The sequence below is a fragment of the Streptomyces sp. NPDC006476 genome (assembly GCF_040612015.1).
Lineage (GTDB): Bacteria > Actinomycetota > Actinomycetes > Streptomycetales > Streptomycetaceae > Streptomyces > Streptomyces griseorubiginosus_B.
Window position 1 is genome coordinate 98,030 of record NZ_JBEXPK010000012.1, and the last position, 21,968, is coordinate 119,997.

Below are 21,968 nucleotides of genomic sequence, written 5' to 3' on the forward strand. Positions count from 1 at the left end.
AGTACGAATCGGGCGCTGTCCTCCCCAGGGTGGGTGACCCGGGGTGGACACCCCCTGGGGGGAACCCCCAGGGGCCTTGGTACTACTGCTGTTCGTGGACCCGGAGCCCGACCTCGACCCCGATCTCGCCGCGCTCGAAGCGCTGGGCGGCTTCTTCGTCCTGCGCGTGGGCGCGGGACCGGCGGCGCCGCTTCCCAGTCTCGCGCAGACGTACGAAAATCGCGCCTCGGATATGTACGGAAATACCCTGACTTTCCGGGTGGAGAAGGTCGGCGCCGCGCTGCGCGCTCCGGAACCCCGGATCGCCGCCTCGGTGGCCCAGCAGGGGCTCGCCGCCCGGTTCTGGTCGGTCGCCCTTGGGTGCGCGGCCCGCTACGGCCGCATCCCCGACCTCGCCCCCGGGCTGCTGCGCTGGGACCCCGGCGTGAGCGCCCCCGACGACCTCTGGCTCTCCGAGGTCCGTCCCCTGCCCGCCGACCCCGTGACGATCGCGGACGTCGTGCTGCACGGCCACCTCGAACCGCTCGCCACGGCCCTGCGCGCCCACCACCGCGTCGCCCCCGGCCTGCTCCGGGGCAACGCGGCCTCCGCGCTCGCCGGAACCGCCCGACAGCTGGAGCACTGGGCCCGCGTGCGGGGCGACGAGGAAGCCGCCACTCGCACCCGTTCTCTCACCACCGCTCTCCTCGCCCACCCCCTTCTGGCCGGCACGCTCACCGACACCCTCCGGCGCCGCAGCTGCTGCCTCTACTACCGGGTGCCCGGCGGGGGAGTGTGCGGCGACTGTTGCTTCACACGAGCCCCGCGCTCTTCCGCGCGCGGCTCATCTGGGTGACCATGAAGGAACCGGTCGCCGAAACAGGGAGTTGCGGGTGCGAGTCGGACTGCTGACCCGGGAGTACCCGCCGGACGTGTACGGCGGCGCGGGTGTCCATGTCGAGTTCCTCGCCCGGGAGTTGAGCTCCCTGGTCGACCTCGAGGTGCACTGCTGGGGCGAGGGCCGCGGGGTGGGCGTCGTACGCCACCGCTCCTGGGCCGCCCTGGACACCGCCAACGACGCGCTGCGCACCTTCTCCGTGGACCTCGCCATGGCCGCCGGTCTCGAAGGCCGCGAGCTGGTGCACTCCCACACCTGGTACGCCAACCTCGGCGGCCACCTCGCCAAGATGCTGTACGGCGTCCCGCACGTGATGACCGCGCACTCGCTGGAGCCGCTGCGCCCCTGGAAGGCCGAGCAGCTCGGCGGCGGATACGCGCTCTCCAGCTGGGCCGAGCGCACCGCGATCGAGAGCGCCGACGCCGTGATCGCCGTGTCCGGGGCCATGCGCGAGGACATCCTCACGTGCTACCCGACGCTGGATCCGGCCAAGGTCCACATCGTGCACAACGGCATCGACACCACGCTCTACCACCCCGACCACGGCACCGACGTGCTCGACCGGATCGGCCTCGACCGCACCCGCCCGTTCATCCTGTTCGTCGGACGGATCACCCGCCAGAAGGGCGTACCGCACCTGCTGCGGGCCGTGCGGGACATCGATCCGGCCGCGCAGGTGGTGCTGTGCGCGGGCGCGCCGGACACACCGGAGATCGACCAGGAGTTCCGCGATCTCTACCAGGAGCTGAGCCGGGTCCGCGAGGGCGTGCACTGGATCCCGCAGATGCTGCCGCGGCCGGAGGTGATCCAGCTGCTCACCCATGCGGCGGTGTTCGTCTGCCCGTCGGTGTACGAGCCCCTCGGCATCGTGAACCTGGAGGCGATGGCCTGCGGCACGCCGGTGGTGGCCTCCCGGGTGGGCGGCATCCCCGAGGTCGTGGACGACGGCCGAACCGGGGTACTCGTGCAGGTGGACGACGACTTCGAGGCGGCCCTCGCGCGGGCACTGGACGCGGTGATCGGCGATCCTGAAGGGGCCCGGCGGATGGGTGAGGCCGGGCGGGTGCGCGCGGTGGAGGAGTTCGGCTGGGACGCCGTCGCCCGCCGTACCGTCGGGCTTTACGAAGAGATCCTCAAACAGGAATAGAACCATCGGGAGTTCTTCGAACAGGCTTACTCCGCCTCGCCCAGGGGCAGGCATGGATCAACCACGGTGAGGGGAGCGGCCATGCGTCGTGGCGGACCTTCGGTGCTCGGGATCGTCCTTGCGGGCGGTGAAGGCAAACGCCTGATGCCCCTGACAGCCGACCGCGCGAAACCAGCGGTCACCTTCGGCGGGACGTACCGTCTCGTCGACTTCGTCCTGTCCAACCTCGTCAACGGCGACATCCTGCGCATCTGTGTGCTGACGCAGTACAAGTCGCACTCGCTGGACCGGCACATCACCACCACCTGGCGGATGTCCAGTCTGCTCGGCAACTACGTCACCCCGGTCCCGGCCCAGCAGCGGCTCGGCCCGCGCTGGTACCTGGGCAGCGCGGACGCGATCCTGCAGTCGCTGAACCTGATCTACGACGAGCGGCCCGAGTACGTGGTGGTGTTCGGCGCCGACCACGTCTACCGGATGGACCCGCGGCAGATGCTCGCCCAGCACATCGAGAGCGGGGCGGGCGTCACGGTGGCCGGTATCCGGGTGCCGCGCTCGGAGTCCTCGCAGTTCGGCGTGATCACCCCGGGCTCCGACGGGCTGACGGTGGAGCGCTTCCTGGAGAAGCCCGCCGACCCGCCGGGCCTCGCGGACGACCCGGAGTGCGTGTTCGCCTCCATGGGCAACTACATCTTCACCACCAAGGCGCTGATCGAGGCACTGCAGCGGGACGCCGAGGACGAACACTCCGTGCACGACATGGGCGGCTCGATCCTGCCCCAGCTCACCGAGCGGGGCGAGGCCCAGCTGTACGACTTCAGCGCCAACCACGTGCCCGGCGAGACCACCCGCGACCGCGGTTACTGGCGGGACGTGGGCACCCTCGACGCGTACTACGACGCCCACATGGACCTGATCGCCGAGCGGCCCGCCTTCAACCTCTTCAACCGGCAGTGGCCCATCTACACCCACTCCTACCAGCTCTCCCCGGCCCGGTTCAACGCGGGCGGCATCGCCAGCGAGTCCATCATCAGCGCCGGCTGCCTGATCCGCGGCCAGGTCACCCGCTCCGTGCTGTCGCCGGGAGTCCTGGTCGACCCGGGCGCGGTGGTGCAGGGCTCGGTGCTGCACGACAACGTCCACATCGGGCGCGGTGCCATCGTGCGCGGGGCGGTCCTGGACAAGAACGTGGAGGTGCCGCCGGGCGCGACGATCGGCGTCAACCCGGAACGGGACGCGGAGCTGTACACCGTCTCCAAGGGCGGGGTGATCGCCCTCGGGAAGGGGCAGGTGGTGTCGTAGCGGGCCGCGGGCTCAGCCGGAGGCCTCCCGCATCGCCTGGAAGTTCCTCATGATGGCCTCGCTGGTGGGCCGCACCTCCCGGGTCGGGCTGAACTGCAGGGCCTCGGTGCCCGGCGCGGTGTGCACGGGGACGTGACCGGGTGGCGCGTAGTACGCGTCGCCCTCCCCGTAGACCTCGTCGCGGTCCGTGTAGTGGAAGGTCAGCTGCCCCTTGAAGACATAGCCCCAGTGCGGGCACTGACACTGGTCGTCGGGCAGCCCCCGCAGCAGCGGCGTGTGATCGACGTTCTCGCGGAAGGTGATGAAGTCCACCGTGTAGTCGTCCAGCTCCTCGGACCGGTCGAGCACGATTCCGAAGTCGCCTCCCTGGGAGGCTGTCTCCCTGGACACCTTCGACATCTCTCTCGCCTTCTTCCCGCAGAGACCGACCCCTTGTCCCATTCTCCGCCCCTCTCGCGGCCCGGCCACCGGGGCACTGTCTTGTCATGTCCCTGGACGCGATGCGGAATCCGTGTTGTCATGCCAACTGCTGTCCATGACAACGTTGTTATGGAGGTTTTCCGTGCACCTGGCACGCCTCAGAGACCGACTCGCGTTACTGCTGGCCCTCGCGCTCGGCATCGCCGGGCTCGCCGCCGTCCCCGCCGCGACCGCCGCCGGCGACCCGGTGGAGGTCCACGGCCTGAAGGGCGAGTACTACACCCAGTCCGCGCCCGGCGCCTTCGACTTCGACGAGCTCAAGGCGACCGGCTTCGACCCGAACCTCGACTTCGACAACCTGGAGCCGCGCCTGGCGTTCACCACCGGACGGTCCGACGACGTCAGCGTCCGCTGGACCGGGAAAATCGTCCCGGAGAGAACCGGCCCGCACACCTTCTCGATCATCGGCGACAACGGCTTCCGCCTCTGGATCGGCGGACAGCTCGTCATCGACCACTGGGTGGACGACTGGGACAACGAACAGACCGGCACGCCGGTCGACTTGACCGCGGGACGCGCCTACGACATCAAGGTCGAGTACTTCGAGCACTACGGCGGCTCCAACCTCCACCTGCGCTGGACCGAGCCCGGCGGCACCAAGGTGCCCGTCCCGCAGTCCGCGTTCCGGCTGCCCGACGGCTTCGACTACGACGGCGCCGTCGCCACCACGGTCCTCGCCACCGGCCGCACCCTCAAGCTCGACTTCGCCCAGCCCCTCGCCGCACCCCCGGCCGGCCTCACCGACCACCTCCAAGCGGTGATCGGCGGAGCCAAGTGGCCGCTGGGCAACGCGACGTTGGACCCGTCCGACGACAGGTCGCTCCTCATCCCGCTGACCCAGCCCGTCGTCGGCAACAAGACGGGCACCGCCCGCGGCACCGCCGACGTCCGCTACGACGGCGGCGGCGGCCTCACCCGCGCGGACGGCAACGTTGTCAAGGCGTTCTGGTCCAGCGGCCCCAACCGCTCCACCCACGAACTGCGCACGAAATGGGCCGACCAGGTCGGCCCGGACAACGCCCACCCCGAGTACCCGCGCCCGCAGCTGACCCGCGCCGACTGGCGCAACCTGAACGGGCGTTGGCAGTTCGCCGCGGCGACGGCGGGGGAGCGGCCGCCGGTCGGCAGGAACCTCGCCGAGCACATCCTCGTCCCGTACCCCGTCGAGTCCCAGCTCTCCGGCCTGGAACGGCACGAGGACCGCATGTGGTACCGCCGCACCTTCACGGTCCCCGCCGGCTGGAAGATCGGCTCGGGCAAGCGGCTGCGGCTCAACTTCGGGGCCGTCGACTGGCGGGCCGAGGTCTACGTCAACGGCATCAAGGTCACCGAACACCAGGGCGGCTACGACAAGTTCAGTGCCGACATCACCGACGCGCTGAAGCCGGGCCGCACCCAGGAGCTGATCGTCGGCGCGTACGACCCCACCGACGCGGCCGACGGCGAGAACCCGCCCCTCGGCAAGCAGCGTCTGGACCCCAGCGGCATCTGGTACACGCCGACCTCGGGGATCTGGCAGACGGTGTGGATGGAGCCGGTGGCGCCCGACCACGTGGACGCGCTGAAGCTCGTCCCGGACGTCGCGACGAGCCGGCTGACGGTGGAGGCGCAGGGTGTGCGCGCCGGCGTACCGATCACGGTGACGGCGTACGACGGGAAGCGCGAGGTCGCCACGGCGCGCGGCCGGACCGGCGGCCCGCTCACGCTCACCCTCGACAGACCGCACCTGTGGTCGCCCGACGATCCCTTCCTCTACGGCCTGAAGGTCACCGTCGGCGCCGACCGCGTCGGCAGCTACTTCGGGATGCGCTCGATCTCCGTCGAGAAGGTGAACGGCGTCCCCCGCACCCTCCTCAACGGCAAGCCGGTTTTCATGATGGCCACCCTCGACCAGGGCTTCTGGCCCGACGGCCTCTACACCGCCCCGACCGACGAAGCCCTGGCGTACGACCTGAAGGTGCACAAGCAGCTCGGTTTCAACGCCGTCCGCAAGCACATCAAGGTCGAGCCGGACCGCTGGTTCTACTGGGCCGACCGGCTGGGTCTGATGGTGTGGCAGGACATCCCCGCGATGACGGCCGGGGTGAACCCGTCTCCCGCCGCCCGCGCCGAGTTCGAGCGCGAGATGAAGCAGATCATCGACGAGCACGTCAGCAGCCCCTCGGTGGTCATGTGGGTCACCTTCAACGAGGGCTGGGGCCAGTACGACATGGCCCGCATCGCCGACCAGGCCAAGGCCTGGGACCCGTCCCGGCTGGTCAACTCCATGTCGGGGCTGAACCTCGGGGCCGACGGCGGCACCGGCGACATCATGGACGAGCACGGCTATCCCAGCCCCGCCCTGCCACCCCACCCGGACGGTCGACGCGCCCTGGTCAGCGGCGAGTACGGCGGCCTGGGGCTGGCGGTGCCCGGTCACGCCTGGTCCGTGCAGCAGTCGTACGTCGACGTCGACCCGGCGACCTACACCGACGACTACCTCGCCAAGCTCGCCGAGGTGCGCGCTCTCGCCTGCCAGGGCGGCAACGGCGCGGTCTACACGCAGATCTCGGACGTCGAGGGCGAGCTCAACGGCCTGCTCACCTACGACCGCGAGGTGCTCAAGCCGGACGCCCGGCGTGTGCGCGCCGCGCAGCGGGCCCTGATCCAGGACGCTTCCAGGGCGGTTCCCGCAGGGTGCCCCTCGACCACCTGACCCCCTACCCCTTCCGGAGGACTCCCGACATGAGATGGACCCGGCGCCTGCGCCTGTGCACGGCGGGGGTGGTGGCGGCGTCCGCGCTGTTCGCCGCTCCCGTCGCCGCCCGGGCCGCCGAGCCGAGCGACGCTCAACCGACCAGCCTGGTCAACCCGTTCATCGGCACCGAGAACGAGGGCAACACCTATCCCGGTGCCGCCGTGCCCTTCGGCATGGTGCAGTTCTCACCCGACACCGGCCACAACACCGGCTACGACTACTCCCAGAACCACATCCGCGGCTTCTCCCTGGTGCACCTGTCGGGCGTCGGCTGCGGCCTCGGCGGCGACCTGCCGGTCCTGCCCACCACCGGTGACGTCACCGAGACCGACTACGCGCGGTACGCCGCCGAGTTCAGCCACGACGACGAGACGGCGAGCCCCGGCTACTACGAGGTCGGCCTGAAGACCGGCATCAGGGCCGAGCTGACGGCGACGCGGCGCACCGGTGTGCAGCGCTACACCTTCCCGGCCACCGACAAGGCCAACGTCCTGCTCAACGCGGCGCAGTCGCTGCACACCGGCGTCTCCTCCACGGTCGAGATCCTCGACAGCCGCACCGTGCGCACCGCCATCACGGGCCGCGGCTTCTGCCAGGACACCAAGCCCTACACCGTCTACACGATCACCCGCTTCGACCGGCCCTTCACCGCGTACGGCACCTGGGACGGCCCGACCGTGACCTCGGGCTCGAAGACCGGCCGGGACGGCGCCTACGTCCGCTTCGACACGACGAAGGACCGCACCGTCGAGGCGACCACCGCCCTGTCCTACGTCGACGCCCACGGCGCGGCCGTCAACCTCCGCGCCGAGGGCGGGCGTTCCTTCGACGCCGTACGCCACGGGGCTGAGCGGGCCTGGGAGGACCGGCTCGACGACGTGCGCGTCAAGGGCGGCGACGACAGCCTGCGGCGGACCTTCTACTCGTCCCTGTACCGGTCCTTCCTCGCGCCCAACATCGGCAGCGACGCCGACGGCCGCTACACCGGCTGGGACCAGCGGATCCACCGCGCCGACGGCTTCACCTACTACCAGAACTGGTCCCTGTGGGACACCTACCGCACCCAGTCCCAACTGCTGTCCCTGCTCGCGCCGCGTGAGGCCCGGGACATGGCGATCTCGGTCATCAAGATCTCCGAGGAGAGCGGCTGGCTGCCCAAGTGGGGCTACGGCACGGTCGAGACGAACATCATGACCGGTGACCCGGTCACCCCGTTCCTGACCAACGCCTACCAGCAGGGACTGCTCAAGGGGTACGAGGAGCGGGCCTACCGGGCGCTGAAGCGCAACGCCGACGGGGTGCCGCCGGCGGACTCCCCGGCGGTCGGCAGAGAAGCGAACAAGGAGTACATCGCCCACGGGTTCGCCCCGTACACCAAGGGCCGCCCGCACGTGAAGCCCGGCGACTCGGACTACGACCACGGGGCCTCGGCGACCCTGGAGTACGCCCTGTCGGACGCGATGCTGGCCCGAATGGCCCGCGATCTCGGCCATTCGGGGGACGCGGCCCGCTATGCCGCCCGCGCCCAGAGCTACCGGAACATCTTCGACCCCTCGACCGGCTTCTTCCGCGCCCGTGACGCCTCCGGCGCCTTCACCGGCCCGGCCGACCCGGCGCAGAGCGAGGGCTTCCACGAGGGCACGTCCTGGCAGTACCAGTGGCTGGTGCCGCAGGACCTGCCCGGGATGGTCTCCCTGATCGGCGGCGAGCAGGCCGCCAACGCCCGGCTGGACTCCTTCTTCGCCTACGACCAGTTGCTCGCCGACCCGGCGAGGACGGCCCGCGAGGTGTGGGTCAACGGGCCCTACGACTACTACAACGCCGACAAGTACAACCCGCAGAACGAGCCCGACCTCATCGCCCCGTACACCTATCTGTCGACCGGTCAGCCCTGGAAGACCACCGACGTCGTGCACGCGGCGCTGACCCTCTTCACCGACACCCCGACCGGCATGACCGGAAACGACGACCTCGGCACCATGTCCGCCTGGAACGTGCTGTCGTCGATCGGGATCTTCCCGGTGCAGCCCGGCTACGACACCTGGGGCCTGTCCACGCCGGTCTTCGACAGGGTCGACCTGACCCTGGACCGGCGCTACTACCCGCACGGCGCCCTGAGCATCTCCGCACCCGGCACCTCCGGCACCGACCGGTACATCCAGTCGGCCCGCACGGACGGAAAGGCGTACGACCGGACCTACCTGACGACCGGCTCCCTGCGCTCCCTGCGCTCGCTGTCGTTCACGGTCGGCCCGCACCCGTCTGAGTGGGGTACCTCGGCCCTGGCGGCGCCCCCCGCGCTGAAGTAACCACAGGTGTCTCCTGAGTCCCGCCCCTTCCAGAGGGGCGGGACTTAATCCGCTGTTAACTGAGCGTAGCTTGATCGCACTTGACCGTAATCGCTTGTCGGGGGTTGACTGCTGGCTCACCCTTCGTCGATGCGAGGCAAGCCATTGACTTCTGACCTGCTCGCTCCTCTCGACCTGGCGTTCTGGAACATCGAGTCCGCCGAGCACCCCATGCATCTCGGCGCCCTCGGGGTCTTCTCGGCCCACTCTCCGACCGCGGGCGCCCATGCCGCCGACCTGCTCGCCGCCCGGGCCGCGGCGGTGCCCGGGCTGCGGATGCGGATCAGGGACGTATGGCAGCCCTTCTCCTTCCGGCCGCTGGCCTTCGGCGGGGCCACCCGGGAGCCCGACCCCGCCTTCGACCCCCTGCACCACGTCCGGCTGCACGCCCCCACCGCCGACTTCCACACGGTGGCGGGCCGCCTGATGGAGCGTCCGCTCCAGCGCGGCCGGCCGCCGTGGGAGGCGCATGTGCTGCCCGGGGAGGACGGGGTCTCCTTCGCCGTGCTGTTCAAGTTCCACCACGCCCTGGCCGACGGGCTGCGGGCGCTGACGCTCGCCGCCGCCGTGCTGGACCCGATGGACCTGCCCGAGCGCCGACCGCGCCCCCAGGAGCCCCGGCGCGGTGTCCTGCCCGATGTGCGCAGACTGCCGGAGCTGGTCAGGGGCGCCGTGTCCGACGCCGGGCGCGCCCTCGACATCGGCGCGTCCCTCGCCGTGTCGGGACTGGGCGTGCGCTCCTCGTCGGCCCTGGCCGCCGAGCCCACCGGCAGGCGCCGCACCGCCGGTGTCGTGATCGACCTCGACGACGTGCACCGCGTCCGCAAGTCCGAGGGCGGCACCGTCAACGACGTGCTCATCGCGGTCGTCGCGGGCGCCCTGCGCCGCTGGCTGGACGAGCGCGGCGACGGCAGCGAGGGCGTCCGGCCGCGCGCCCTGATCCCGGTCTCCAAGCGCCGCCCGCGCACCGCCACCCCGCAGGGCAACCGGCTCTCCGGGTACCTGATACGGCTCCCGGTCGACGACCCCGACCCGCTCGGCCGGCTCGGCACGGTGCGCGCGGCCATGGGCCGCAACAAGGACGCCGGGCCCAACCGGGGCGCGGGCGCCGTCGCGCTGCTCGCCGACCATGTGCCGCCGCTGGGCCTCAGGCTCGGCGGTCCGCTGGCCGGCCAGGCCGCCCGGCTCTGGTTCGACATCCTGGTCACCAGCGTCCCGCTGCCCAGCATCGGACTGAAGCTCGGCGGCAACCCGGTCACCGAGGTCTACCCGCTCGCCCCGCTGGCCCGCGGCCAGGCACTCGCGGTCGCCGTCTCCACCTACCGCGGCCACGTCCACTACGGCCTCGTCGCCGACGCCAAGGCCGTACCGGACCTGGACCGCCTGGCCGCGGCCCTCACCGCGGAGGTCGAGACCCTCATCACGGCGTGCGGTTCCTGATCAGGACGAGTTTGGAGGACCGGGGCGGAGCTCCGTAAAATCCACCCTTCGACAGCGGGTGCGATCGGAGCGCCGCTCGGTGATCAGGGAAACGGCAGCGCGATGACGGTGACAGAGGACGGCCCGGCGGCCATGGACGAGGTCGTGTACGGGCCCGGCATCGACCCGGAGCGGCTCGCCGTCTGCCTCAGCGTGCTGGAGGAACTCGACAAGCTGGAGGTCGACCACCCCGACGCGATCGCCGTGCGCCGGGCCACCGCCGGCATCTACCGCACCGTGAAGCAGCGCCGCCGCCAGGAGCGCCGGGCCGCCAAGACCGCGCACGACAAGGCGGTCACCGAGGCCACGGCGACCGGCTCCGCCCAGCGCATCGACGACGAGACCGAGGGCATCCTGCCGTCCTCGGTCACCGAGGAGGGCAGGATCGCGGGGATACTCCAGCGCCCGCGCTCCTGCTACACCTGCAAGACCCGGTTCGTCGAGGTCGACTACTTCTACCACCAGCTCTGTCCCGACTGCGCCCGCCTCAACCGCGGCAAGCGCGACGCCCGCGCCGACCTCACCGGCAAGCGGGCCCTGCTCACCGGCGGCCGCGCCAAGATCGGCATGTACATCGCGCTGCGCCTGCTGCGCGACGGCGCGCACACCACGATCACCACGCGTTTCCCCAAGGACGCCATCCGCCGCTTCAAGGCCATGGACGACTCGGCGGAGTGGATGCACCGGCTGGAGGTCGTCGGCATCGATCTGCGCGACCCGGCACAGGCCGTGGCCCTGGCCGACCAGGTCGCCGAGAACGGCCCGCTGGACATCCTGATCAACAACGCGACCCAGACCGTGCGCCGTCTGCCCACCGCGTACGCGGCCCTGGTCGACGGCGAGAGCGCCCCGCTGCCCGCCGGGGAGCTGCCCGCCCACCATGTCATCGGCGCCTTCAACTCCGGCGCGGTCGACGGCCTCGCCGCACTGCCCCTCGGCACCAGCGGCCTCGACGCCCAGAAGGTCGCCGACCTCGCCCTGGTCGCCGGCAACGCCAGCGTCGCCCGGCACCTCGAGGGCACCGCCATCGACGCGGGCGGCCTGGTCCCGGACGTCGTCGAGACCAACACCTGGGTGCAGACCATCGAGCAGATCTCCCCGGTGGAGCTGCTCGAGACCCAGCTGTGCAACTACACGGCGCCGTTCATCCTGATCAGCAAGCTGCGCCCGGCGATGGCCGAGGCCGCGCGCCGGGCGCCCGGCAAGCGGGCCTACATCGTGAACGTGTCCGCCATGGAGGGCGTCTTCGGCCGCGGCTACAAGGGCGCGGGCCATCCGAACACCAACGCCGCCAAGGCCGCCATGAACATGGTGACCCGGACCAGCGGCCAGGAGATGTTCCAGACCGACGGCATCCTGATGACCTCGGTCGACACCGGCTGGATCACCGACGAGCGGCCCCACTACGACAAGCTGCGCCTGGCCGAGGAGGGCTTCCACGCACCGCTCGACCTGGTCGACGGGGCCGCGCGGGTCTACGATCCGATTGTGCGCGGCGAACAGGGCGAGGACCTGTACGGCGTCTTCCTGAAGGACTACGCGCCCGGGAAGTGGTGATCCGCGATCGTGCGTGTGGCCCGGCGCCTGCCGGGAACCCGCCCCCTGGTGATAACCGCGTCAGGGAGTGACCATGAGCAGTCCACACGGTGTTGATCCGCGAGCGCACGACGACCCGCGCAACCGGTATCCGACCGACGAACAGTTCTACGGCAACGACCGCCCCGACAACGCCGAACTGCCCGAGGACCGGCCGCGCGGCGCCGGCAGTGGGGAAACGACCCCGGTGAAGCACCGCGGCACGTGGGCCACGGTCGCCCTCGTCGCCTGCATCGTCCTGGTGATCATCCTGGGTATCGCGCTGTTCCCGTGAGGGAGCCACAGCCACCGTCATGAGCGAGGTGGTGCGTATGAGCGAAGCCGGTCGTGGACGGCGTACTCCGGTCCGGAGTACGCCGTCCTGACGCGAGTGCCCCCGTCCACCAGCAGATCCGCGCCGGTGATCCACTCGGCCGCGTCCGAGGCCAGCCACACCACCGCCCGCGCGATGTCGTCCGGCTCGCCGATCCGCCCGAGCGGCAGCGCGGCGGCCAGTTGCTCCTCGCCCGGCTCCCACACGAACCGGGCCATCTCGGTGCGCACCAGACCGGGGGAGACCGCGTTGACCCGCACCTTCGGCGCCAGTTCGCCCGCGAGCTGCCGGGTGAGGTGCAGCAGCGCCGCCTTGCTGGTGCCGTAGGCCCCGACGTTCGGGCCGACATGCCCGGCGCCCTCCGTGCAGACGTTCACCACCGGCCGCCGTGCTCCCGCATCCACGCCCGCCAGGCCCCCTGCACCAACCGCAGCGGAGCCTCGACGTTCACCGCGAAGGCCGCGGCCCAGGCGTCGGGGTCGGCCTCCATGAGCGGCCCGTAGGGCTGGTTCGTCGCCGCGTTGTTCACCACGACGTCGATCCGGTCGAACGTGCTCATGGCGGCCTCGACGACTTCCCGCAGATGCCCCGGATCGGCGACGCTGCCGCTCACGCCGATGCCGTCCAGTTCGGCGGCCGTGCGCCGCACGTCCTCCGCGTCCCGCGCGGTCACGCACACCCGCGCCCCGGCGGCGGCCAGCCGCTCGGCCACCGCCCGCCCGATGCCGCGCGTCCCGCCGGTGACGACGGCAGCCCTGCCCTTCAGCCCGTCCTGCGCATACGACGACGTCATCGCCGTACCGTCTCATGACGGACCGTCAGTCGACAGCCCCGAGACGGGAGTTCCGCGCGGCGACGAGTTCCAGGACCGTGCGCCAGTCTTCCAGAACCCCGGCGTCCAGGCCCGCGGTCCGGCTCTCCTCGTCCGCCAGCCGCAGCCGCAGGAGGTCGTCGTCGTGGGCGGGGCCGTGCCGGCCTACGAGACGGTAGACACGCTCGCCGAGCAGGGGCCGTACGGCCTCGGCGGCGCGCTCGGCGCCGAGGCGTTCGTCGCCGGGGCAGATCAGCTGCCCGATGTCGTGCACCAGGCCCGCCACCTGGAGTTCCTTGTCGGCGGGTCGGCTGCGGCGCAGCAACGCGGCGGTGCGCAGCGCGTGCTGGTGCCGGCAGGCGTGCAGCAGATCCATCAGCTCTTCGACACTGCGCAGCTCCATGCGTCAGTCCTCCCGCCGGACAAGCCGTTGCCGTCCGTCAGCAGATCATGGCCGTGTTTCGATTCGGCCAACGGCACTTGAACTGCGTGGCCACTTCAGTGCTGTCCGTGATGACCGTCCTGGTGCGTGTGATGCTCGTGGTGCGCGTGTGCGGAGTGGTCACCTTGCCCGTGATCGTGCTCCGCGTCGGCGTCGCCGGGCGCTCCGCCCATCATCCGCAGCATCGCCGCCCCGCCCGTGCGGGCGAAGCGCCACACCAGCACCGCCGCGAGCAGCAGGAAGACGATGTTGAGCCAGGTCGTGTAGTTCCAGGAGACACCCTCGTCGGGGATCTTCGCACTGCTCTGGTCCGGCACGAGCCCGAGGCCGCCGAAGACGAGCTCCACCACGTAACCGGCGAGGACCATTGCCGCGTAGAAGGTCGCCAGCAGGAAGGCCGTCATGCGCGGCCCGTAGTACTTCCGGTAGATGTTCAGGATCGGCAGGATCAGCAGGTCGGCGAAGATGAACGCGACCACCCCGCCGAAGCTGATGCCGCCCTTCCACAGCACCACCGCCAGCGGCACGTTCCCGATGGAGCAGACGAACGAGGCGATGGCCACCAGCGGGCCGAGCAGCGGACCGACGATCTTCGCGGCGAGCGGATGCCCCTCCAGGAAGAAGGACTGCCAGAAGGAGTCGGGCACCCAGGCCGCGATCGCCCCCGCGATGAGCAGCCCCACCACCAGGTCCCGCAGGATCGCCGCCCACTCCATGACGAACACGTGGGAGACGGAGGTGAACCCGTTCCGGGACAGCAGCCGCCGTACGAACGACCCCTCGCCGCCCACCGACATGTCCATCCCGGCATGGCCCTCCATGGATCCGGCGATCCCGCGTTCGGCCTGCTCGCGGGCCTGGCGCAGCAGGCGCTCGCGCAGGAACAACCGGAACAGCACGGCGAGCAGGACGATCATCACCGGGCCGCCGGTGAACTCCGCCAGGGTGAACTGCCAGCCCATCAACAGGGCCAGGATCACACCCAGTTCGACCACCAGGTTGGTCGAGGCGATCTCGAAGGCCATCGCCGCGGTGAAGTTCGCGCCCTTGCGGAACAGGGAGCGGGCGAGCGCGACCGCCGCGTAGGAACAGGACGAGAAGGCGGCGCCCAGGCCCGCGGCGAGGGTCAGGGTGCGGGGCCGGTCGTCGCCGAGCAGCCGGACGATCGTGGAGCGGCGCACCACCGCCTGGACGACGGCGGACAGCGCGAAGCCCAGCACCAGGGCCCAGGTGATCTCCCAGGTCATCGATCCGGTGATGGACAGCGCGTGGAGGATGGCGTCCATGAGGTCCCAGCCCTTCGGTGTGACTCCCGTCCACGCGACTGTACCCCCTGGGGGTATGAATAGTCAGAGGGGAATTGGAGGGCAATCAGGGGGGAAGCCGTTCTCCCGTCACCGCGGAGAAGGCGTGCACGGCGTCGCCGCGCACGCTCACCCGCAGCCGCGCGCCCCTGCCGTGCGTGGGGCGGCCGGGGAGACGGACGACGACGTGCCCGAGGTTCCCGGCGGACGTGTGGAGAAATACGGCGGCGCCGGTGTCCTCGACGGACTCGACCACCAGGTCCAGGGCGGGGCTCCAGTCGTCCTCGGCCGAGAGCACCCGGAACCCCTCGGGCCGGATGCCGAGCACGATCGCGTCCGCCCCCTCGGCCGCGGCCGCCCGCACGGTCGCTCGGGGCAGCGGCACCTCCAGGCCGTCAAGCCGCACCCCGTGCCCGGACAGCGGCAGCCGGAACAGGTTCATCGCGGGCGAGCCGACGAAACCGCCCACGAAGGTGTTGGCCGGGCGCGCGAAGACGTCCCGTGGCCTGCCCACCTGCTGCAGCACTCCGTCCCTGAGCACAGCCAGCCGGTCGCCCATGGCCATCGCCTCGATCTGGTCGTGGGTGACGTAGAGCGTGGTGATGCCGAGGTGGTGCTGCATCCGGACGATCTGCCTGCGGGTCTCCACCCGTAGCCGGGCGTCGAGGTTGGACAGCGGCTCGTCCATCAGATACGCCCGCGGGTCCCGTACCAGCGCCCGCCCCGTCGCCACCCGCTGCCGCTCGCCGCCCGACAGGGTCCTCGGCCGGCGCCCGAGGTAGTCCTCGATGTCGAGTACGGAGGCGGCGAACCGCACCCGCTGCCTGGCGTGCCGTCTCGGCATGCGGGCGATGCGCAGGGCGAAGCCGATGTTGTCGGCAGCCGACAAATGCGGGTACAGCGCGTAGTTCTGGAACACCATCGCGACGTCGCGGTCCGGGGGCGGAAGATGGGTGACGTCCCGGACGCCGATGTGGATGGATCCCGAGTCGACGTCCTCGAGCCCGGCGAGCAGACGCAGACAGGTCGACTTTCCGCACCCGGAGGGTCCGAGCAGCACCATGAACTCACCGTCCTCGATCTCGAGGTCGAGCGAGTCGACGGCCGGACGGCCGCCCGACGAAAAGCGCCGGGTGACCTTGTCGAAGGTGACGGACGCCATGACGGCCCCCCTCCCGGAAGGTCCTGGGACCAAGAGTGGAACGGGCGTTGGCGTTCGGCACGCCCTTGGGCCGAACGAGTGACAGGAAAGAACGGAGCAAACAGGGCGACTTGCAACGGTAACGCCAAGTTTTCAGGCCCCATAGAGCGGGGGGCCGCTCATTTGGTTAATCTGGAGCTGACGGGCAGCACCACCGGGTCCCACCCACACCCACGTCCGTCCCGGGGCGGGCCGGCAGACAACGGCCTGTTCTCACACGAGTTACCGGCGCCACCGCGTCCGAACTGCTTTCGACTCACACCCGAGCGGGCGTCAGGAGCCGGACCGTGAAGTGGCCGGCACGCCCCGAGGGTGACCCGACACATAAGGAGTGCGCGGTGACACCGGAGAAGACGAATCGCGAACAGCGCCCCAAGGAACGCACGGAGCGCGCAGGCCGCCGGCCCGGCGAGCTCGGCAGCCTGGACGTGTGGGCCCGGTCCGCCCCCATCCGCCTGGCGGGCTACGAGGACGACCTCGCCGAGCCGCACATCCTGCCCAGCATCGACTGACGTCGCGCGAGCAGGAACCTCGCGATCGCCGACCGCATGGGCGTGACAGACTCACGCCCATGCAGATCAGGGAAGCCGCGGCCGTGGACTGGCCGCGCATCTGGCCTTTCTGGCACCGTATCGTCGCCGCCGGCGAGACCTACACCTGGGACCGGGCCACCTCCGAGGAGGTGGCCCGGTCCTTGTGGATGGGGCCGGCCAAGCGTGTGTTCGTCGTCGAGGACGAGACCGGCGCGATCGTCGCCTCGGCCTTCGTCACCCCCAACTACGGTGGACCCGCCGCCCGGATCGCCAATGCCGGCTTCATGGTCGACCCTGCCCAGGCGGGCCGCGGCATCGGCCGCGCCCTCGCCGAGCACGTCCTGACCGAGGCCCGGGCGGACGGCTATCGCGGCATGGTCTTCAACGCGGTCGTGGAGACCAACCCGGCGGTCAAGCTGTGGCTGTCCCTCGGCTTCACGATCCTGGGCACCGTACCGGAGGCCTTCGACCACCCGAGGCACGGCCGGGTGGGCCTGCACATCATGTACCGGGCGCTGTAGAACTCCGTCCTGCCCTAGTCCTTGCGGCCCGTCACCGCCACGGTCACGCCCAGGCCGATCATCGTCAGGCCGCCCACCCCGCCGACCAGGGAGAGGCGGCGCGGGGAGCGGGCGAACCAGTCGCGCGCGGTGGCGGCCACCAGCCCCCAGACGCTGTCGGACGCGAGCGCTATGGCGTTGAAGACCAGGCCGAGCAGCAGCATCTGCGGGGTGACGTGCCCGCGGTCGCGCTCGACGAACTGGGGCAGTACGGCGGCGAAGAACACGATGGTCTTGGGGTTGGTCACGCCGACCGCGAACCCCTCCCAGAAGGTGCGCAGTCCGCTGTGGGTCACCGCCTCCGCGCCCGAGAACGCGGCCCGCAGCGAACCGCGGGCACGCCACGCCTTGACGCCGAGGTACACCAGATAGGCGGCACCGGCCAGCTTGAGCACCGTGAAGACGAGCACCGAGCGCTCCACCACGGACCCGATCCCGACCGCCACGGCCACGACCAGCAGATACGCGCCGAGCGTGTTGCCCACGACGGTGGTCAGCGCCGCCCGCCGCCCCTGCGCGAGCGCCCGCCCGATCACGAACAGCACGCTCGGGCCGGGAATCACGATCAGCAGGAAGGACAGCGCCGCGAAGGCGAGCAGACGGTCGGTGGACATCATGCGGCCATGGAAGCAGGGCGGGCACCCTGCTTTCCAGTGGGTTTTCGCCGAGGATCGCAGGGGGCGGTCCGGCGCGTCAGGTCTCGCTCGTGAGGGTGCCCATCGCTGCGTAGAGCTCCTGCTGCGTGAGCGCGCCGGTCGACAGCGGGTGGTGCACGGCCTCGGTGCGCAGGCCGTCGAGGAGGAACGCGATGTTGCGGCGCCAGGCGTCGGGAGCGGTGTCGGACATGGCGCGGGCCAGCGTGGCGGTGGTGGCGAGGACGAAGATCAGGTCCTCGCCGGTGAAGTCGGGCCGCAGGGCGCCCGCGCGCTGGGCCCGCTCGATGATCCGCCGGGAGGTGTCGAACGTGCGGTCGCACACGGCCATCAGGCGCTCGGCACCCGGGTAGCGGGCGCCGACCACGTCGGCCACGGCGGGGTCTACTCCCTCAACGGCGAACTCGCGGACCAGGGCATCTACGCGGGCACCGTCTCCATCGGCGCCATGATCACCGGCAGCGAGAGCGCGCAGGCCGCCGCGTCCCAGGACGGGGAAACGACCTTCGACGCCTCGCAGCTCCCCGTCGTCGACCCCGACGACCTCGCCGAGTACTACTGGGACCTGTACACCGAGCGCGACCGGGTCGAGCAGACCCACCCCGCGTCCTTGGACCCGCGGACCGGCACCGCATGACCGGCCCGTTCTAGTCGGCGCTCGCGTGCTCGTGGAGGCGGTCGGCCAGCGCCCGTACGAGCGTGCGCAGCTCCGTGGGGCGTTCGATGACGAACGGGCGGTCCAGGGCGGCCAGGACAGAGGGAATCCACTCCAGGCGTTCGGCCCGGATCCGGACGCGGGCCCAGCCGGTTTGCCCCTCGGTGTCGGTGTCGGTGTCGGTGTCGGTGTCGGTGTCCGGCAGGGCGGACACGGTGGCGAGGTGGGCGGGGAGGTGGGTGCGGATGTGCCGGACGTCGGCGCGGACGCGCAAGGACACGTCGTGGGTCCACGGCGTCCGCGCCAGGCCGTCCTGCACGGCGGCCACCGGATCGAACGCCTGCGGGACGTCGAAGGATCCGGGCCGGACGGTCATGGCGGCGATGCGGTCCAGCCGGAAGGTGCGCGTCTCCCCGTCGCCGGCGCCCGGATCTGCGGCGGTCAGGTACCAGCGTCCGGAATGGGCCACGAGGCCGTACGGCAGCACGGTCCGGTCGCTCACGCGGCCCTGCCGGTCGGTGTAGGTGATCTCCACCGGGTGCCGGTGCAGCGCCGCCTCGGCGAGTCCGAGCAGGATGTCCGTCCCGGGGGCGGTGCCGGAGCGGGCGGGCGCGGTGAAGTCGGCCGTGTCCAGCAGCGCCGACAGGCGTCGGCCGAGAGGCTTCGGCAGGACGCGCCGCAGTTTCGCCGCCGCGCTCTCACCGGCCGCGGCGGACGCGGGGACCAGCCCGGTGCGCCGGGCGGCCAGCAGACCGAGCAGCACGGCCAGCGCCTCCTCGTCGGTGAGCATCAGCGGCGGCATGCGGTAGCCGGGGGCGAGCCGGTAGCCGCCGTAGCGGCCGCGCACCGACTCGACCGGTACGCCGAGTTCCAGCAGGTGGCCGGCGTAGCGGCGGACGGTGCGTTCGTCGACGCCGAGGCGGGCGGCCAGGTCGGGGACGGTGCGGGTGCCACCTCCCTGAAGGATCTCCAGCAGGGCTAGCACCCGGGCGGTCGATGTGGTCACCCGACAAGTCTGCCTCGTATACCGGGCGGAACCTGTCCGGTATCGGTCCTAGCGTTCGGGACGTCCCTTCATCCGGCACCCTTCTGACAGGAGCCCTCATGAACTTCGTCTCGATCCGCGTGATCACCCACGACGTCGCCCGCCTCGTCGCCTTCTACGAGCAGGTCACAGCCGTACCGGCGACCTGGTCGACCCCGGACTTCGCCGAACTCGTCACGTCGTGCTGCACCTTGGCCGTCGCGAGCGAGCGCACCGTGGCACTGTTCGGGGCCGGCTCGGCCCGCCCGGCCGCCAACGACACCGTGATCACCGAGTTCCGGGTCACCGACGTCGACGCGGAACACCGCCGACTGGAGTCACTGGGCGTCGAGTTCGTCCAGAAGCCCACGACGATGCCCTGGGGCAACCGATCCCTCCTCTTCCGCGACCCCGACGGCAACCTGATCAACTTCTTCACCCCGGTGACGCCCGAGGCGGTACGGCGGCAGGAACGGGCGTGAGGAGCACGAGCCGCGGGGCGCCGGGCGTGCGCCTCAACGGGGGGCGAGGGCGATCCAGTAGCGGCGCTTGAGTCCGGCCTCGGTGCTGCGTACGTCCTCGAGGACGCCACCGTTGCTCTCGATGGTGCGCGCCGAGCCGACGTTGCCGTCGTCGCAGGTGAGGAGGACCCGGTCCAGACCGAGCGCCGGCGCCTTGCGGAGGACGTCTCCCAGTGCCCACGTGGCGAGTCCGCGCCTCCTGGCGGAGGGCCGGACGCTGTAGCCGATGTGTCCGCCGCCTTCCAGCAGGAAGGCGTTCAGATAGTGCCGGAGGTCGATGGCCCCGAGGTAGGTCCCGCCGTCGACGATCCACCAGTGGCTGGCGTGCACGCGCCCCTCTCCGACCGGCCGCGATCGGTCAGACTGCTGCCGCAGCCGCTCGACCCAGGAGGCGAACCCCTCCGGGCTGTCGAGGTCCTCGTCACCCACCAGACGAAGACCGGCCCCGTCCTGATGAGCACCCGGCCACTCGTCACGCGCCGCGATCCAGGAGGAGTGCAACCGTACGGTGGGAGCGATCAGTTCGGCCATGTGAGGGACCGTAACAGCACCCTCAGTCCAGCGGTGCCGTCCGCTGCCACGGATGTGACTTCTCCAGCTGTTCCGCCAGTTCCAGCAGGGTCGCCTCCGAGCCGGGGCGGCCCACGAGCTGGACCGCGCAGGGGGCGCCGGAGGGGAGGGTGCCGAAGGGGACGGACATCGCCGGCCAGCCGGTGAGGTTCCACGGGGGCGTCAGGGGCGAGTAGTTGGTGTTGGCGAGGATGTTGGCCAGCCAGCCCCGCTCGTGCCAGGCCACTGCCTTGGGGGAGCGGCGGGCGAGCGCGGGGGTCAGCAGGACGTCGTACTCCTCGAAGAACGGCTCCATACGGCGGCGCAGGCGATCCCGGCTGTCACCGCCCCGGACGGAGCTCAGGAAGCGGCGCCCGACGGCCGCGTGCACCCGGGTGCGCCGGGTCAGCAGACGCCGGTCGAGGCCCTGGGCGTCCACCGCCGTGCCCGCCGTCCAGTGCGCGAGGGAGGTCGTGCTCAGGGAGGCGGGGTAGGGCGGGTCGGCGCGGCGCACCTGGTGACCGGCCTTGATCAGGATCCCGGCGGCGTCCCGGGCGGCGGTGGCGTACGGCCGGCTGACGGTGACGCCGACCAGGGGACTGCGCAGCGACACGGCGACCCTGCGCATGCCCGGCTCGGACGGCCGCAGCGCGTCCGGGTCCGCCAGGACCGACAGCATCAGGCGCGCGTCCTCGACCGTCGTGGCGAGTGGGCCGTTCTCCGACATGCCGAACCAGTCGCCGTCGCCGATGCCCGCGGGCACCATGCCGTAGCCCGGCTTGATGGTGACCAGGCCGCAGTTTGCGGCGGGGATGCGCAGCGAGCCCATGCCGTCGTTGCCGAGGGCGATCGGCGTGAAGCCGGCGGCCACCGCTGCGCCGCTGCCGCCGGAGGAGCCGCCCGCCGTGCGGGTCAGGTCCCAGGGGTTGCGGGCGGTGCCGTGCACGCCCTCGGTGGTGCCGAAGACACAGAGCTCCGGCACGTTCGTCAGCCCCACGACCACCGCGCCCGCCGCCCGCAGCCGGGCCACCGTGACATGGTCCTCGGTGGTCGGGGTGTCCGGGGTGGCGGCGGAGCCCACGCGGTTGGACTCTCCGCGCACGGCGAGGTTGTCCTTGACCGCCACCGGCACACCGGCCAGCGGCAGTTCGGCCAGATCGCCGCGCGCTCCCACCTCGTCGGCCTCGGCGAGCGCCGCCTCGGCCCGTACGACCCGGAAGGCGCCGACGCGTCCGTCGAGCCGCTCGATCCGTTCGAGGTGCTCGGCCACCACCTCGCGCGGCGTGGCCCGCTTCTCGCGTACGGCGGCGGCGATCTCGGTGGCGGTGCGGCCGACCCAGCTGGTCACGGGGGCTCCTCGGGAGTGCGGTGCGTGGGCTACTCGTGAGTATGGAGTGCACTCTGCCCCGCCGCGCGCCCGGCGTCGAGAGCACCGG

21 protein-coding genes and 1 pseudogene are annotated in these 21,968 nt (G+C 71.3%); 12 read left to right on the forward strand and 10 right to left on the reverse strand.

Annotated features, from left to right (window positions below; genetic code table 11):
* Positions 1 to 76 precede the first annotated feature (76 nt).
* From ABZZ74_RS15745 to glgC, 3 genes are all read left to right on the forward strand, one after another.
* On the forward strand, positions 77 to 835 hold the full coding sequence (locus ABZZ74_RS15745) for a (2Fe-2S)-binding protein (RefSeq protein WP_356765070.1): 759 nt from the start codon (positions 77 to 79) through the stop codon (positions 833 to 835).
* Positions 836 to 872: 37 nt separating this feature from the next.
* Positions 873 to 2,024, forward strand: a complete 1,152-nt coding sequence (gene glgA, locus ABZZ74_RS15750; RefSeq protein WP_356765072.1) for a glycogen synthase — start codon at positions 873 to 875, stop codon at positions 2,022 to 2,024.
* Positions 2,025 to 2,105: 81 nt separating this feature from the next.
* Positions 2,106 to 3,326 (forward strand): glucose-1-phosphate adenylyltransferase, encoded by a 1,221-nt coding sequence (gene glgC, locus ABZZ74_RS15755; RefSeq protein WP_356765074.1) that lies wholly within the window; start codon positions 2,106 to 2,108, stop codon positions 3,324 to 3,326.
* 12 nt (positions 3,327 to 3,338) lie between these two features.
* On the opposite strand, the gene ABZZ74_RS15760 is transcribed toward glgC, so the two are convergent.
* Positions 3,339 to 3,725 (reverse strand): hypothetical protein, encoded by a 387-nt coding sequence (locus ABZZ74_RS15760; RefSeq protein WP_356765076.1) that lies wholly within the window; start codon positions 3,723 to 3,725, stop codon positions 3,339 to 3,341.
* Positions 3,726 to 3,888: 163 nt separating this feature from the next.
* Between ABZZ74_RS15760 and ABZZ74_RS15765 the strand changes: the two genes are divergently transcribed.
* From ABZZ74_RS15765 to ABZZ74_RS15785, 5 genes are all read left to right on the forward strand, one after another.
* Entirely contained in the window at positions 3,889 to 6,501 is a 2,613-nt protein-coding gene (locus ABZZ74_RS15765) for a PA14 domain-containing protein (protein ID WP_356765078.1), read from the forward strand.
* Positions 6,502 to 6,530: 29 nt separating this feature from the next.
* The gene (locus ABZZ74_RS15770; RefSeq protein ID WP_356765080.1) at positions 6,531 to 8,852 is read left to right on the forward strand and encodes a GH92 family glycosyl hydrolase; all 2,322 of its coding nucleotides are present in this window, start codon (positions 6,531 to 6,533) and stop codon (positions 8,850 to 8,852) included.
* Positions 8,853 to 8,996: 144 nt separating this feature from the next.
* On the forward strand, positions 8,997 to 10,331 hold the full coding sequence (locus tag ABZZ74_RS15775; RefSeq protein WP_356765281.1) for a wax ester/triacylglycerol synthase family O-acyltransferase: 1,335 nt from the start codon (positions 8,997 to 8,999) through the stop codon (positions 10,329 to 10,331).
* 102 nt (positions 10,332 to 10,433) lie between these two features.
* Positions 10,434 to 11,927, forward strand: coding sequence for an SDR family NAD(P)-dependent oxidoreductase (locus ABZZ74_RS15780; protein ID WP_356765082.1), 1,494 nt, complete (start codon positions 10,434 to 10,436; stop codon positions 11,925 to 11,927).
* Between the two features lie 73 nt (positions 11,928 to 12,000).
* A complete protein-coding gene (locus tag ABZZ74_RS15785) occupies positions 12,001 to 12,240 on the forward strand; it encodes a hypothetical protein (RefSeq protein ID WP_356765084.1) in 240 nt (79 codons plus the stop codon).
* A 17-nt stretch (positions 12,241 to 12,257) separates the two neighbouring features.
* On the opposite strand, the pseudogene ABZZ74_RS15790 reads toward ABZZ74_RS15785, so the two are convergent.
* The 4 genes and pseudogenes from ABZZ74_RS15790 to ABZZ74_RS15805 form a co-directional block, all read right to left on the reverse strand.
* A pseudogene (locus tag ABZZ74_RS15790) lies at positions 12,258 to 13,072 on the reverse strand (SDR family oxidoreductase).
* Positions 13,073 to 13,097: 25 nt separating this feature from the next.
* Complete coding sequence (locus tag ABZZ74_RS15795; protein WP_356765086.1) at positions 13,098 to 13,493, reverse strand: HD domain-containing protein; 396 nt, start codon at positions 13,491 to 13,493, stop codon at positions 13,098 to 13,100.
* A 95-nt stretch (positions 13,494 to 13,588) separates the two neighbouring features.
* On the reverse strand, positions 13,589 to 14,818 hold the full coding sequence (locus tag ABZZ74_RS15800; protein WP_356765088.1) for a permease: 1,230 nt from the start codon (positions 14,816 to 14,818) through the stop codon (positions 13,589 to 13,591).
* A gap of 85 nt (positions 14,819 to 14,903) precedes the next feature.
* Positions 14,904 to 15,998: an ATP-binding cassette domain-containing protein gene (locus tag ABZZ74_RS15805; protein ID WP_356765090.1), complete on the reverse strand. Its 1,095-nt coding sequence runs from the start codon at positions 15,996 to 15,998 to the stop codon at positions 14,904 to 14,906.
* Positions 15,999 to 16,324: 326 nt separating this feature from the next.
* On the opposite strand from ABZZ74_RS15805, the gene ABZZ74_RS15810 reads away from it, so the two are divergent.
* On the forward strand, positions 16,325 to 16,549 hold the full coding sequence (locus ABZZ74_RS15810) for a hypothetical protein (RefSeq protein WP_165954984.1): 225 nt from the start codon (positions 16,325 to 16,327) through the stop codon (positions 16,547 to 16,549).
* 59 nt (positions 16,550 to 16,608) lie between these two features.
* Positions 16,609 to 17,091, forward strand: a complete 483-nt coding sequence (locus tag ABZZ74_RS15815) for a GNAT family N-acetyltransferase (RefSeq protein ID WP_356765092.1) — start codon at positions 16,609 to 16,611, stop codon at positions 17,089 to 17,091.
* Between the two features lie 14 nt (positions 17,092 to 17,105).
* Here the strand turns inward: ABZZ74_RS15815 and ABZZ74_RS15820 are convergent, their stop codons facing one another.
* Positions 17,106 to 17,747: a LysE family translocator gene (locus ABZZ74_RS15820; RefSeq protein ID WP_356765094.1), complete on the reverse strand. Its 642-nt coding sequence runs from the start codon at positions 17,745 to 17,747 to the stop codon at positions 17,106 to 17,108.
* A gap of 76 nt (positions 17,748 to 17,823) precedes the next feature.
* On the reverse strand, positions 17,824 to 18,159 hold the full coding sequence (locus ABZZ74_RS15825) for a hypothetical protein (protein WP_356765096.1): 336 nt from the start codon (positions 18,157 to 18,159) through the stop codon (positions 17,824 to 17,826).
* A gap of 72 nt (positions 18,160 to 18,231) precedes the next feature.
* On the opposite strand from ABZZ74_RS15825, the gene ABZZ74_RS15830 reads away from it, so the two are divergent.
* The gene (locus ABZZ74_RS15830) at positions 18,232 to 18,420 is read left to right on the forward strand and encodes a hypothetical protein (protein ID WP_356765098.1); all 189 of its coding nucleotides are present in this window, start codon (positions 18,232 to 18,234) and stop codon (positions 18,418 to 18,420) included.
* Positions 18,421 to 18,430: 10 nt separating this feature from the next.
* Here ABZZ74_RS15830 and ABZZ74_RS15835 read toward each other — a convergent pair whose 3' ends face one another.
* A complete protein-coding gene (locus ABZZ74_RS15835; protein WP_356765100.1) occupies positions 18,431 to 19,444 on the reverse strand; it encodes a WYL domain-containing protein in 1,014 nt (337 codons plus the stop codon).
* Positions 19,445 to 19,542: 98 nt separating this feature from the next.
* On the opposite strand from ABZZ74_RS15835, the gene ABZZ74_RS15840 reads away from it, so the two are divergent.
* Complete coding sequence (locus tag ABZZ74_RS15840; RefSeq protein ID WP_356765102.1) at positions 19,543 to 19,944, forward strand: VOC family protein; 402 nt, start codon at positions 19,543 to 19,545, stop codon at positions 19,942 to 19,944.
* A gap of 33 nt (positions 19,945 to 19,977) precedes the next feature.
* Here ABZZ74_RS15840 and ABZZ74_RS15845 read toward each other — a convergent pair whose 3' ends face one another.
* The gene (locus ABZZ74_RS15845) at positions 19,978 to 20,514 is read right to left on the reverse strand and encodes a GNAT family N-acetyltransferase (protein WP_356765104.1); all 537 of its coding nucleotides are present in this window, start codon (positions 20,512 to 20,514) and stop codon (positions 19,978 to 19,980) included.
* Between the two features lie 22 nt (positions 20,515 to 20,536).
* Positions 20,537 to 21,880, reverse strand: coding sequence for an amidase (locus ABZZ74_RS15850; protein ID WP_356765106.1), 1,344 nt, complete (start codon positions 21,878 to 21,880; stop codon positions 20,537 to 20,539).
* Positions 21,881 to 21,968 lie beyond the last annotated feature (88 nt).

Excerpts from the sequence above, each read along its gene's own strand:
- ABZZ74_RS15800 (WP_356765088.1), bottom strand. The coding sequence starts at position 14,818 with ATGGACGCCATCCTCCACGCGCTGTCCATCACCGGATCGATGACCTGG.
- ABZZ74_RS15820 (WP_356765094.1), bottom strand. The coding sequence starts at position 17,747 with ATGATGTCCACCGACCGTCTGCTCGCCTTCGCGGCGCTGTCCTTCCTG.
- ABZZ74_RS15785 (WP_356765084.1), top strand. The coding sequence starts at position 12,001 with ATGAGCAGTCCACACGGTGTTGATCCGCGAGCGCACGACGACCCGCGC.
- ABZZ74_RS15770 (WP_356765080.1), top strand. The coding sequence starts at position 6,531 with ATGAGATGGACCCGGCGCCTGCGCCTGTGCACGGCGGGGGTGGTGGCG.
- glgC (WP_356765074.1), top strand. The coding sequence starts at position 2,106 with ATGCGTCGTGGCGGACCTTCGGTGCTCGGGATCGTCCTTGCGGGCGGT.
- ABZZ74_RS15815 (WP_356765092.1), top strand. The coding sequence starts at position 16,609 with ATGCAGATCAGGGAAGCCGCGGCCGTGGACTGGCCGCGCATCTGGCCT.
- ABZZ74_RS15840 (WP_356765102.1), top strand. The coding sequence starts at position 19,543 with ATGAACTTCGTCTCGATCCGCGTGATCACCCACGACGTCGCCCGCCTC.
- ABZZ74_RS15805 (WP_356765090.1), bottom strand. The coding sequence starts at position 15,998 with ATGGCGTCCGTCACCTTCGACAAGGTCACCCGGCGCTTTTCGTCGGGC.
- ABZZ74_RS15780 (WP_356765082.1), top strand. The coding sequence starts at position 10,434 with ATGACGGTGACAGAGGACGGCCCGGCGGCCATGGACGAGGTCGTGTAC.
- ABZZ74_RS15795 (WP_356765086.1), bottom strand. The coding sequence starts at position 13,493 with ATGGAGCTGCGCAGTGTCGAAGAGCTGATGGATCTGCTGCACGCCTGC.
- ABZZ74_RS15830 (WP_356765098.1), top strand. The coding sequence starts at position 18,232 with ATGATCACCGGCAGCGAGAGCGCGCAGGCCGCCGCGTCCCAGGACGGG.
- ABZZ74_RS15845 (WP_356765104.1), bottom strand. The coding sequence starts at position 20,514 with ATGGCCGAACTGATCGCTCCCACCGTACGGTTGCACTCCTCCTGGATC.
- ABZZ74_RS15760 (WP_356765076.1), bottom strand. The coding sequence starts at position 3,725 with ATGTCGAAGGTGTCCAGGGAGACAGCCTCCCAGGGAGGCGACTTCGGA.